This is a genomic window from Ruegeria sp. BF7, from assembly GCF_056538605.1.
The window spans coordinates 163,116-175,203 of record NZ_JBQFTM010000004.1; the positions used below are offsets into that span (position 1 = coordinate 163,116).

Genomic DNA, 12,088 nt, shown 5'->3' on the forward strand with positions numbered 1-12,088 from the left:
CAGAGCACGCCACAGCGTAGCTAGTCGGTAGTTAGTTTCAGCTCCAGACTTCAGACAGATGTGACGGCTCTTCTTGCACCGGAGGCCACTCCCAAGAAACTCCAGTCGAACGATCGAACAGGCTTCGGCACTCTCTCAGTGAAGGGAAGACATAGCTACGTGTCCCACCGGGCCTCGTGCTCTGGATGCTTGGAACCACACGCCGCAGGAACTTGCCGACCTGGGTTTCGACGCTCCGGCTGCGAGCACCAATACCCATGCAGAAGTCCTCGTAGTCCCGCATTACGTCTCGAGCAGACAAGACGTGCGGCCACCCTGAGGAGTTTTGCGGCAACACTCCTGTCTGTAGACGTTCGAACCACCATCGCTCAAGCTCAGTCATCGAAAGCATCTTCTGTTCGACTAGAGCGGCGGTCTTAGGCACGTGGCGGATGTTTACGCTGGCTAGATCCCAGTCCAACAAGAACTGCATAAAGGCTGCGCGACCGCCATCTTCCATGAAGCGAGCGAGGTCCGCAAAGTACTGACTATCCCCCTGCCTTGCGTCAGACACGCTAAGCACCGCATACCTCCGTTCATCAAACTGTGCGCGAATGACGTGTTCTTCGTTGCTCGCAATCACTAGCCTCATGAAGTTCGCTACCGGGACCGCATCGATACCTTTTGATTCCATCAAGAACGTCGGTTCCGAGATGCGCGATTTCAGAATATTTGCGGAGTATTGGCGCGTGAACGAACCCTCGTCGGCGAAGACAAGCAGGGCATGCGCTAAGTGACCATTGAAGTTGCCGGTTAGGTGCTTCGCCTGGGTGAGCTGGACATAGTGATCTGCGATCAGCCCTCCAACTTGTTGCATGAAGAACCCTTTGCCCACACCCTGGCGACCGAGCAACACGATAGCTGTGCCCGGAAGTTCCCGTGGTCGTTGCACCATATGTGCAAAGTACGACATCAGGTATCGGTACGCTTCTTTGTCACCGGAGCAGACGACGTCTTGAACGAAGTCGAGAAACATCCTTGCGTCACCACCATTGGGCTCGGTGGAGAAGCCGCACCATAGGTTGAAGAAGTCCGTGTGTCCGCAGGATGGGTCGAAGATAAGCCCCTTGAACTGACGGCGCTTGTCGCTGTTGAGCCAGATGTTGACCCAATACACTTGGACAGGTTCGTCTTTTCCCTTCTTTTTGATCTCGAAGAACTTGTTCGAGTACTTCAGTCGGAAGTCCTCTTTGCTGTAGAACCGGAACAGCATCCGATTGAGGACCGGATCCTTTATTGGTTCAACGATACGCACCTTCCCGCCGATAGGTACGAGTGCATACCGCTTGTTCATGTAGATGATTACCTCATCAGGGGTTCTTGGCGATCGTGCCATCTGTTCGTCCTCTGGTTTGCCACCCCGAGGTTGAACAACAGGGTATTTCTTTATATATTTCAGCTGTGTAGAACTGCCCCGCTGCTCGCCCAGAGTTGGCGGGTTTTCTTTATGCTGAAGCTTCTGTGAGTTGGGCCAACCATGTATCAGCTGCCACGGTGGGTACGACGACCCGACCACCGATCCGCGCGACACGCGGACCAGTCCCTGATTTTCGCATTCGGTAGAACGATGACTTGCTTACGCTAAAGGCATCGCAGAATTCGGCTATTGTGTAGGCTTTTCGGGCCATGACAAACTCCTCCTGTGAGGCTGCCGCGAAAGCCAGCAGCCTTGGCTTCAAGTGCAAATTGTGGGGATACTCACGCGGCGCGTCAGCTAACGTTGTGAGCCTCGCAGTTTCCTGCGGTTATGGCCTTCGAGCACAGCCCGGGAGGCGTCTCGCGCTCAACCCGCGCGGTCAGGGTGCCTCGGCTCAGCGAGATGTCATCATGATCCATGGAAATCCACCGAAAGTCAAGAAAAAACTGTTGTGGTACAATGGCTTGCACTGACTTCGCCGTGTTGCAGTGACATGCAAAAGGCCCCTTTAGTCGATCCATCATATCCGACATCGCAGACCTTAGAGCCTCGTCGCTTTTGGAGCATGGCCACTTAACCGACAAAACAAGATTTTCGAACCTTCGATTCAGGTTGGACAGGTTGGACATGTCGGATCATTGGGGGCAAAGCATGGCAATCCAACCCTCAGATGGTACCATCGAGCCCGGCTGTGAGGATCGCCGCCTTGGGAGGCTGGAGGACGAGATGTCAAAATCAGTGAGTGCCAACGATGACACGAACGGCTCTGAACCTGGTTCAGTCGGGCACTCCGTTGCGGCTGTCGCTCCTGCCCCCACTCTAACTCAGATGATCCGCTACGACGGCACCATCTACGCTCATGAGTTCTGCCGGATCACCGGAATTAAGCCCAACACCTTACGAATGTCGCGATCCAGAGGAAAGGGGCCTCGGGCTAAACGCATCTCCAACAATCGTGTTGTATTGTCACTGCGCGACGCCGCGGCTTGGCTACAATCAACGGGTCGATACAGCGCTGCGATCCGCCTCGCTGAATGGCTTGACCAGCAATGGCGCGAGGCGGCGAGAGCAAACAGGCAAGTTGAAATACCAGAGGTTCAGTTGGTTACGCTGTTCAGTGACTGAAAGAGCGGTGTGTATTAGGGACAGTGAAACACATCCAGTACACGGAATGATCTGATGTCATGACTTGGTTGCGCTCCGTGACGCATGCTTGAGGCACCTGCGCTCGATTTCGCAAAAGCAACAGACACAATAGTAGAAGTCTGAGGTCTGAAAAACTTCAACTAGACCCTGCACTGGTTCATTTGCAGCCTCGTCTTGGCGAAGCGATCAACCTGCAGCAAAAGTGCTGCAACTTTGCCATCATTGTTATTGCTGTTCAGTGTGCGGCTCAGTATCATAGGTCACGCACTTGGAAGGCATGTGGCGGATGGCATCAACCGGCGAAAGCAGGAAACTAATTCGGGCAACAATCAGCGTTAACAAGGAAGACTACGAGTCTATGGCTCAGCTTGCCGAGTCCATGGACGTCTCGGCTTCCTGGCTGATGCGGAAAGCGATGCGGGAATTCCTTGACCGCTATGGGGAACATGGCCAGCCAGAACTGGCACTGAGTTTAGCAAACAAAAACAAGAGGCAGAGCTAGTTTAATGGATTGGAAAGTCGATGATTTGCAGGAAAGTACTCAGTCAGCTGGCATTTCTCCCAAGGACAAGAAGAAAACCAGCATGCACAAAGTGACGAAAAGTACGAAGCCGATGACAAAAGCCAATGCAGCAATGCACCCGGTGGTCGTTTCAGAAGAGGTTTTCTCTTCTCCCGAACTTCAAGAGAAAGCGTATTACGCTGATGGAACCACTCTCATCTTCAACATGGATATTCGCGAGGCACTTGAGCTCCTTGCTCGTCATGAAATGATGGTGAACTGTATCGTGACTTCTCCGCCTTTCTATGGGCAAAGAGACTACGAAGTCGAAGGTCAGATCGGGCTTGAAGAACATCCTTCCAAATTCATCGATAATTTGCGCAATAGTCTCGACCTCTGTAAGAACATCTTGGCTTCTAATGGAAGTATGTGGGTGAACATTGGCGACACCTACTGGAGTGGGAAGGGCGCCCACAAGAGTGAGGAAGCCAAGCAATCAGCTAGAAGATTCGGCGTAAGGCCTCAAGACAAGAAGGGTGATGGAAAGTGGTGTGTGCCAAAACAGCTTCTTCTAATCCCACACCGCTTCGCCGTCGCAATGCAAGACAGCGGTTGGATAGTGAGAAATGATAATGTTTGGGTGAAGCCTAACCCAATACCCGATCAGGTGCGTGATCGATGTTCAATATCACACGAGTACGTCTTCCATTTCGTGAAAGAACGTTGGTACTACTTTGATAAAAATGCTGTTGGCCGTACGACGGACTCAGGCTCCGTATTGCCTCCACTCGATACATGGGAAATCCCTCCTGTTCGGGGCAAGGCCAATCATAAAGCTCGTTTTTCTGAAGAATTGATCAAGATCCCAATCCTTTCTACGACGCCTACGCGCGGCGTCGTACTCGATCCATTCGCAGGGAGTGGCACGAGTCTTATCTACGCGCGGAAGCACGGGTTTAGGTGCATAGGTATCGATATTAAGGAAGAGTTCTGTGAACAAATCAAAGATCAACTTCTTAGTATCGCGGAAGAAGAAAAAGCTGAAAATCAGGCTTAACAAAGAAAAATTTTTCGAGGCGGGTCATGGCACTTTTTGTTAACGCGGAGCGCTTGAAGAAAGCACTGGTGCAATTGTCGGGTTCTCGAGTGAAACAGGGCCGTTTATTCGATTACCTAATTATAAAACGTACATTGCAAATTAAAAATGAAACATCCGTAGCAATAACGACAACGGAGCCCGCATACATTTCTGCGCTTGAGGAAATTGGCAGTGTAAGGAGTTTGGATGGTGAATATGTAAACGAGAAATTCCCATATCTGAATTTCTTTGCCACCGACGAAGCTAGAGCCGGCTATAGGTCGCCGAAATACAGATCTAATGGAACAAATACAACGATTGCAGGTGATCAATGGCAGAGGCATGTGATCGAGTTCGATGGGGAAAAGCCACGCAAGATGAGCCTAAAGCCGGGCTACGAAACTCATCTGCCTGAGCTACTGTTGACGAGCAATGACAAGCTACCGTTGCCGAATCTCGTAGAAACAGCAATTTGGTATTTTCGGGGCGATGACTTAGATGCTTTGTTGGGCGCGGAGACACGCACAAAGGAGAGACTTGAACTGTTAAGGGACGAGTTCGTTTTAAGAGTCGGCCTCAATAGTTCAGAGATCAACGCAATATTCGATCGAAACGTAGACGTTTCAGAAGACCCAAATTCTCCAATTTTCGTCACAACCGCGGCGGAGCCGAAAGACTATCTACCTGGCAATGTTGTTCCATTAGCAAGAGCTCGAGCTCCAGTCACGAGCTCTGTTTCGCTGAATCTTGTGACGGCGCTGTCGGCAAAGAATTTCGTTATCCTTACAGGCCCTTCTGGAACTGGGAAGTCACGATCGGCACTCAAATTAGCGGAGGGACTTCAAACCTACTTCGGAGATGCAACAAGATTTCCGATATTCGAACTGGTCCCCGTCGGACCAGATTGGACGTCACCAAAACGGTTACTTGGATTCAAGTCACCCTTCGGAAAGGAACGGCGTGCTGAAGATGGTGCTATTACCAATCAAAGTTACGAGATCACGTCTACTATTCGTTTGATACTTCGTGCAAGCCACCCAGATTCTGCCGATATTCCCCATTTCCTCATATTTGATGAAATGAATTTATCTCATGTTGAGCGGTACTTTGCGCCATTTCTCTCACTAATGGAGGCGTCCAATATTCTTGACGGCGAAGGCGGTGTGTCTTTGATTGACCTCGAAGATTTTGCACTTGTCGCTCAGATTTTAGAGGACGACGAAGCTGGTTCTCAGGAAGCAGAGTCAGCAAAGAAGATACTGACCGACGGCAGAAGTTTCGTCCTGCCATCGAACCTATTCTTTGTTGGGACCGTCAATGTGGACGAAACTACGTATATGTTTTCTCCAAAAGTTCTCGATCGAGCGCATGTCATTGAACTAGATGCTGCCAAACCGAGTTCGTACCTCGCCGGAACTACTTCGCCTGAGGAACAGCAGATCGATGCCGGAGTTGCAAATGACATCCTGAGAAAAAGTATCGAAGCGCGTCGGGAGCAACGCTTCGAGCAAGCCAACCCGGCCGACGTTCTTGATGGCGCAGTCGAACTTGGCCTTGCTAGCGACGACGTTTCTGGAATTCGAGACGCGGTGATAAAGTCTCTCGATGGATGCTATGAGTTGCTTTCGCCAGTCGGTTATCCTTTTGGCTACCGAATATCCAAAGAAGTCTTTGTCTACCTCTTGGCCTGGATTGCTGCGCAAAACTCCGCTGGCGTCGACAAGAGCCAAATTTTGCGCACCTGGCCCGCCGCGCTGGACAGGGCCATTCTGCAGAAAGTCTTGCCAAAAATTCACGGCAATAAGCGCTTACTTGGGGATTGCCTGAGTGCAGTTTCCGCATTTCTCGGAGGCGGTCACATGAACTCGAGCCCTCCTGCATCCTTCAGACTTGGAATGGGTACGGTAATCGGTGTGAAGGAGGAAGATCGACTGCAGCTACCCGGCGAGAAGCCATATTTGGCGCTTTCTCGAAAGAAACTTGACGCGATGCATGATCGTTTGAACGCCACCGGATATGTCTCGTTCGTTAGTTAAGGTGGCCCATAATGACCACAGCTCTTCACCGCATTCAGTTTAGTTGGCCTAGCGGCATCGGATTGGATCTTGAATGGACCAAAGGACGAGGTGCGGCGGCAACTCTGCCATACGCGCCGGACTATGTGGCTTTTGTGGAAGCCGAATTAGAGCCAGATATGGCCACAAGACGTGGGATACCCCCCATCTGTCATCGCGAGGACTGTCCTGTTCTATTTGAGTCCTTTCAACTCCGTGAGAACACCGATTACTACATCGATATCACTCTTCCGATCCAGAAGTCACTTGCCGAGACAACATCCGAAGGTCGTCCGGGCTGGCCATTCCACTCGAGGCTGGGAAAAGTATTTCAAATAGATCCTCCTCGACGCTGGCGAGATTCAGGCCCTGAACGAACGATAGTCTCCGGAGTTCTGCGTCTGCGAAATCATGCCGGGATATTGGACCTCCGAACAGAGTTTGGAGACGGCATACGCATGGAGGTCGTTTGTCAAAAGATCGGTTACTTGGATGAGTTTCGTGTCCTATTGGACCAAGTCGCAGACGAGCTTGCCGAGCTTTTACTTCAATATGACAGCCCCGTCAGCGCTGGGTTCAATGCTAGCGATCTAACAAGTGAGAACGAGGCAGGTCTTTTGTTTCACCTTAGGCAGGTGATGTCTCCTGATAATTTACCATCTTCGATGGACGACATCTTAGGCGCATTCCACTCACAACTTCTTTCAAAGAGAGAAAAGGAAAATCTTTATCAGGTGCAGGAGGCAGATATCGAGACGCTTGCGAGTGAACTTGATGTCACAAACCTACGCCCGGGCGGCCCTCTCAGTAGGTTTTTCAATGGCTATACGCCGCAGAGCATGCCCGTGATAGAACAATTTGAAACCATAGACACGCCAGAAAACAGATACGTAAAGTACTTCCTACAAGAGATTCAGCTCATTTCGGCTCGGTTGAGGGACCAGTTACTCAAATCGGATAGGCCAGCATCGGCGAGCGAGGCCGCCGAATGGGTTGAACAGATCGAAGAGCTGCTCTCAGCACGAGTCTGGCGCGACGTTGGTCGCTTCAGACAGTTCCCATCAAATTCGCAGGTACTGCAGAAGGGACGAGGTTATCGCGATGTGTTGAAGTACGATCTGGCTCTTCGAATGGGTTTAGAATTGCCGTGGAAACGTGCAGGCGAATTGGCTGAAGGCATCGATGGGGACCTTCGCCCAGTGAGCGAACTCTATGAGTACTGGTGCTTTTTCATGATAAGACGCACGCTTGCCGATATTTGTGAGAAGGAGATTGCTAGGCGAAGCACACTCGTTAGTACGTCCCATAACGGGCTGCGGGTTTCTCTTCGCAAGGGGCAACGCAGCAAGACATCCTTCATTTATCGGGAAAATGACGGCGAGTCTGTCGAAGTCAATCTATTCTACAATAGAAGATTCAAACGCCCAAAGAGACCGATTGCCTCTTGGAGTGGTAGCTACACCGCTAGCTTTGATCCCGACTACAGCATCGAAGTCGTTCTCCAGCGCGAGGCCGGTGTTTTCAGGCATTGGCTCCACTTTGACGCTAAGTACCGCATCAATGAATTCGAAGTCGAAGCGCTGTTTGAAGAAGAGCTATCGTCATCAGGCTCGATCGAATCTTTGCAAGAGAGCGAATACGAAACTGAGTTGCGAAGAGTTCACAAGCAAGAAGACTTGTTCAAGATGCACACCTATCGTGACGGTATACTTAGTACTAGAGGCGCTTACATAGTTTACCCGGGTAGCGAGGACGGCCTTCATTACCATGGGCAACGACAAAATCTGTTTGTACGCAACCCCGCGACATTTGGAGTTGATCCAAAGAACCAAATTCCAAGCGTCGGTGCCTTCAGCCTTTCACCGCGCAGCGCAGACGGTCAAAGATCGACCATGGCTGGCTTCCTAAAATCCGTCTTTGAGGGGCTCATAGAGTCGACGGTTTATGCCGAAGAGACAGGTCTTTTTTAAGATCAGTCACCTTTTATTGTAGTTGCTGCTGAATTTGTGACCCCCAAAAGGTTATGTTGGTCGTTCGTCTTCGCGGCTAAAGTCGGTGAGCGATAACTGCGCCCGATATGGCTCATCATTTTCAAAAGACTACAGGCGCATGTCGGAACTTAGCGCGGGCGGACCCTCTAATATCGAGTAGCTTACTCTACCAGCTGAGCCACAGCGGCTTCCAAACTCAAGCTCCAGTGGTTTTTATCCAACCTATCCAACCTCGACAACGTAGTTGAGAGACCCAGTTTGGAGTCCTGTCTCATACCTGTGGCCTCAACGATGTTCCAAACTGATTAAGTAAACAAAGTTGGATAAGTTGGATCAGCAAACGACCATACCCGGGGGGGGGGGGCGTTTGACATCACGACCGCAGGCCCGCCCAACGCTGAACGGGGTTTTGGTTTTGGGCGGGGGAGTGATTTAAGAAAGTCAGCTGGCGGCGCACTGGGCTACGCGATGCAGCGCCGCGCCTCCGCTGCAGTTCTGCTTCACGCAACCCGCGATTTGGCATCTCCTCAGTACTTGTGTCGTGTCTCCGCATGCACTGTTGTGTTGCCTCCGCGAGTGCGACGTGCAACAGTCAACTCACTGACAACACGGACGTTCTTGCGCAGATTGACGCGTGCAGATGACGTGCATCGTGATGCAGGTGACAGACGAGAAGTCTACCGAGCACTGTCTTCGGGAGGCAGGGGTCGGAGGTTCGAATCCTCTCACTCCGACCAATAAAACAACGCGCCCAAGGGCGCCTTTGTTGTTTTTTGCGGATTGGCTGCAACGATATCCGCAACGTTTCATTCGCTGGATGGGTGCTGTCAGACGAATTCGAACCAGTTTCAGTTTGCTGCGGAAACCGTGATCCTATCCCGAACAAAGTTGACGCCGCTCGGCAAGAGCGGCGGTGCGGGTCAGCTTTAAGGTGTCTCAGCTGGCGAGCGATCTTTCCTGGTTGAAGTGGTTATAGACGGAGGAATGGACGGCGGCGAATTTCTGTAAACTTCGCATGCGCCTGAAACGTTGCATGGCGCGTTCGCGTCGTCGAAACGGGAGGTGCGAATTCTCGGCGCGGTTGTTGAGCCACCTGCCCGTCATTTGTTTTTCCAGCGCACCCAGATCTCTGAACGCAGCCTTGTAGGATGCGAAGCGGTCCGCCACGACGGTTTCCGCTTTGCCGTGAGGCTTCATCAATTTCTTTAGAAATTTCAATGCCGCCTGCTTGTTTCGGTGTTTGGCGACAACCGCTTCCAGCACCTCGCCTTCGGGATCAACAGCCCGCCAAAGATAGTGCCTCTTGCCATTCACCTTCACGAAAACCTCGTCCACGTGCCACTTCCATTTAGTGTATGCTCTCAATTGCTGAATACGCTTCCGTCTGATCTCAGCAGCAAACATTGGGCCAAATCTGTTCCACCAATACCGGACAGTTTCGTGACTCACGTCGATGCCTCCCTCGTGCAGCATGTCTTCGACATTCCGAAGCGAGAGTGGGAAACGGATGCACAACATCACCGCAAGGCGAATGATTTCGGGACTAGTTTTAAAGTATTTGAAAGAGGCAGGTCTGGTCATGGGCAAAAGCTACGCAACCACCCTGCCCCGCTCAAGCAGAGTTAATCTGACAAAACCAACCAAAACATGCCTGGGCAATCCGAGTTCGCTTCGAGCTTGCAGACAACCATCGCGACCTTGCGCTCTTCAATATAGCAATCGACAGCAAGCTTCGCGGCTGTGATCTGGTGAAGATGAAGGTGGTCGATATCATTTCATCGGGTCAGATCAAGGAATGCGCTTCAGTACCGCAGAGCAAGACGCAGAAACCTGTGCGCTTCGAGATATCCGAGGGCACCCGTGCCTCTGTTGGGAAATGGATGGAAGATGAACTCATGGTTGTTTCAGAATACCTCTGGCCTGGCAGATTCCACGAAAGATTGCAAATCTCGACACGTTAATATGCGCGGATTGTACGAGACTGGGTCACATCTATCGGCCTTGAAGCAAGCGCCTACGGAACCCATTCAATGAGGCGCACGAAAGTCACCTAAATCTGCAAGAAGACTGGCAACCTCAGAGCGATCCAGCTCTTGCTTGGCCATACCAAGATGGACAGCATAGTCTGGTATCTCGGCGTTGAACTCGAAGATGCCTTGGACATCTCCGAAGCCATTGAGATATAGTGCCAACGGGTCGCCCTAACGGGCGACCCGTTGCACACATTCCCACCCTGCCATTTTAGTTCCGAATAGCAGCCATCCGTGCACTTGCAGCATCTTTCAGTGGCAACTGCACCTGATGTTCCAGGAAGTTCGCCCTTGCTCCAACGCGATCAGCGTTGCGACCCGACTAGACCATAAGTTCGCGGTATTTTTCCAAAATCACGGTCACTGCTGCCTTGGTTTCCCGAGGCAGTTCAGGCTGCTGCAGCGCCGCCAACTTTTCTCTGAGGTCATCGTCAAGTCGCTCAAACAAGTCTTGATCTGCGAGCCCAGAATTGCTGAGCGGAATGTTCGGGCCGAAATACCGGGAGTTCCACACCTGGGTTCGGCAATTGTCGACTGTGTGCTGATGAGCGAGGAAGTTTCCAGTGGGGCTAACTTCTCGAATGAGATCAACAGCCATCTGGTCGGAAGAAATTTCCAACCCCTGCCACATCTTTCGCAGCAGCCCAGCCAGATCGTCACACAACAAAAGCGCGTGCAGCGAATAGGTCAGCCCCTGATCGAGCGAACCCATGTAGTCGATTGTGGCGGGGCGGTTGTAGAACATCTGTGTCATGTTTGACGAAATTTCCCAGACCGCATCCTGATTGAGGCGGCGGGCAACCGAACAACCTCCGATGCCGGTCAGCGAGGGGAACCCCAGCGTGCGGCGCACTTGGCACATCGCCATGTCGGCAACCGAGGTCTGAGAGAAACTACCTATGGCACCTGTAGCAGGTTCCATGAAGTTCACATCCGAACACCCAATGCAGAAACTGCCTTCAGCAGCCAACTGGCCAAGCACAATTGCTGCGAAATCCGTCATCAGAGCATGGGTAATGCATCCGGCCAAGGTGATTGGTGAAGAGGCACCACCAATCGGCAGAGTGCCGACGCCAACCGGAATACCTGCCCGAGCAGCGGTGATGATCTGGTCCGAGTGGATCCGCGCGAGATTGACCGGTAGCGGTGTGATCAGATGCAAGAAATACGGCTTGTCTCTAAGTGCGTCATGCGATCCGCGCAAGGCCGCGGCCATGTCGATCACCGCCTCAAGAGATGAAGGATGTTCGCAAAGGTATTCCAGCGGTTTGATGGTGTTTTCCATCATGCATGCAAATTCGTCGATTTCGCCGAACTGGTTCGACTCCTCGACGTTCTTAACGGCGATGCAAACCGCATCAACATGCGGAAGCTTGTCCGCAACTCTTGTGATGAGGGCAAGGTCCTCCCGTGTCGAAGGTCGGGGCTCGCCGGTTTCCATATCATAGACTGCAATACAGGTCATGCCAGGCATGAACCAAGTGTGATGGCAATCAATCGAGATGGGATTTTCCCCGTTGCGGTCCCATAAAGTGGTCGCGCGGGCAGCGGTTTCCAGCGCCCTGCGGGTCACGGTTTCTGGGATAGACACGATCCCATTACCTGAAAATTTACACCCGGCACTCCGCAGCAGACAGTCAGCTTCACCTCCTGCCTCAAACACTACGCCTGATGTGCCAAGCAGCTCGATAGCTGTGTTCACGATTTCATCAACCTGGGTTTGCGTAAGCGGCGTGTAGGCTGGTGTAGTCAGGGAATGCGGACCTTTGTTGGCGACGACATCAGTGGGCAATGGAGATCTTCTGCGGCTTCTGTTTCGGCGCATTTCTTA

At 51.9% G+C, this 12,088-nt stretch carries 8 protein-coding genes and 2 pseudogenes; 6 read left to right on the forward strand and 4 right to left on the reverse strand.

The genetic code is table 11. The features are described 5' to 3' along the window. Window positions 1–37 precede the first annotated feature (37 nt). Both ACR0IK_RS11505 and ACR0IK_RS11510 read right to left on the reverse strand, forming a co-directional pair. Window positions 38–1,375: a DUF5906 domain-containing protein gene (locus ACR0IK_RS11505; protein ID WP_480641585.1), complete on the reverse strand. Its 1,338-nt coding sequence runs from the start codon at window positions 1,373–1,375 to the stop codon at window positions 38–40. Window positions 1,376–1,484: 109 nt separating this feature from the next. Next, window positions 1,485–1,667 carry a helix-turn-helix transcriptional regulator gene (locus ACR0IK_RS11510; RefSeq protein WP_480641586.1) on the reverse strand — a complete coding sequence of 61 codons (183 nt, stop codon included), beginning with the start codon at window positions 1,665–1,667 and terminating at the stop codon, window positions 1,485–1,487. 440 nt (window positions 1,668–2,107) lie between these two features. Here ACR0IK_RS11510 and ACR0IK_RS11515 point away from each other — a divergent pair, with 440 nt between their 5' ends. From ACR0IK_RS11515 to ACR0IK_RS11535, 5 genes are all read left to right on the forward strand, one after another. Beyond that, window positions 2,108–2,581: a helix-turn-helix transcriptional regulator gene (locus ACR0IK_RS11515; protein WP_480641587.1), complete on the forward strand. Its 474-nt coding sequence runs from the start codon at window positions 2,108–2,110 to the stop codon at window positions 2,579–2,581. Between the two features lie 307 nt (window positions 2,582–2,888). Further along, window positions 2,889–3,104, forward strand: a complete 216-nt coding sequence (locus ACR0IK_RS11520; protein WP_480641722.1) for a ribbon-helix-helix protein, CopG family — start codon at window positions 2,889–2,891, stop codon at window positions 3,102–3,104. 4 nt (window positions 3,105–3,108) lie between these two features. Next, a complete protein-coding gene (locus ACR0IK_RS11525; RefSeq protein WP_480641588.1) occupies window positions 3,109–4,161 on the forward strand; it encodes a DNA-methyltransferase in 1,053 nt (350 codons plus the stop codon). A gap of 26 nt (window positions 4,162–4,187) precedes the next feature. Then, entirely contained in the window at window positions 4,188–6,218 is a 2,031-nt protein-coding gene (locus ACR0IK_RS11530) for an McrB family protein (RefSeq protein ID WP_480641589.1), read from the forward strand. A gap of 11 nt (window positions 6,219–6,229) precedes the next feature. Beyond that, window positions 6,230–8,206 carry a DUF2357 domain-containing protein gene (locus ACR0IK_RS11535; RefSeq protein WP_480641590.1) on the forward strand — a complete coding sequence of 659 codons (1,977 nt, stop codon included), beginning with the start codon at window positions 6,230–6,232 and terminating at the stop codon, window positions 8,204–8,206. 960 nt (window positions 8,207–9,166) lie between these two features. Here ACR0IK_RS11535 and ACR0IK_RS11540 read toward each other — a convergent pair. Next, window positions 9,167–9,808, reverse strand: a pseudogene (locus ACR0IK_RS11540) (IS6 family transposase); the annotation flags it as partial. Window positions 9,809–9,885: 77 nt separating this feature from the next. On the opposite strand from ACR0IK_RS11540, the pseudogene ACR0IK_RS11545 reads away from it, so the two are divergent. Continuing rightward, window positions 9,886–10,413: pseudogene (locus ACR0IK_RS11545) on the forward strand (tyrosine-type recombinase/integrase). Between the two features lie 166 nt (window positions 10,414–10,579). On the opposite strand, the gene ACR0IK_RS11550 reads toward ACR0IK_RS11545, so the two are convergent. After that, the gene (locus ACR0IK_RS11550; protein WP_480641591.1) at window positions 10,580–12,082 is read right to left on the reverse strand and encodes a trimethylamine methyltransferase family protein; all 1,503 of its coding nucleotides are present in this window, start codon (window positions 12,080–12,082) and stop codon (window positions 10,580–10,582) included. Window positions 12,083–12,088 lie beyond the last annotated feature (6 nt).

Bases quoted from the DNA above. Each gene is read 5' to 3' on its own strand.
- ACR0IK_RS11505 (WP_480641585.1), bottom strand. From the start codon at position 1,375: ATGGCACGATCGCCAAGAACCCCTGATGAGGTAATCATCTACATGAAC.
- ACR0IK_RS11510 (WP_480641586.1), bottom strand. From the start codon at position 1,667: ATGGCCCGAAAAGCCTACACAATAGCCGAATTCTGCGATGCCTTTAGC.
- ACR0IK_RS11515 (WP_480641587.1), top strand. From the start codon at position 2,108: ATGGCAATCCAACCCTCAGATGGTACCATCGAGCCCGGCTGTGAGGAT.
- ACR0IK_RS11520 (WP_480641722.1), top strand. From the start codon at position 2,889: ATGGCATCAACCGGCGAAAGCAGGAAACTAATTCGGGCAACAATCAGC.
- ACR0IK_RS11525 (WP_480641588.1), top strand. From the start codon at position 3,109: ATGGATTGGAAAGTCGATGATTTGCAGGAAAGTACTCAGTCAGCTGGC.
- ACR0IK_RS11530 (WP_480641589.1), top strand. From the start codon at position 4,188: ATGGCACTTTTTGTTAACGCGGAGCGCTTGAAGAAAGCACTGGTGCAA.
- ACR0IK_RS11535 (WP_480641590.1), top strand. From the start codon at position 6,230: ATGACCACAGCTCTTCACCGCATTCAGTTTAGTTGGCCTAGCGGCATC.
- ACR0IK_RS11550 (WP_480641591.1), bottom strand. From the start codon at position 12,082: ATGCGCCGAAACAGAAGCCGCAGAAGATCTCCATTGCCCACTGATGTC.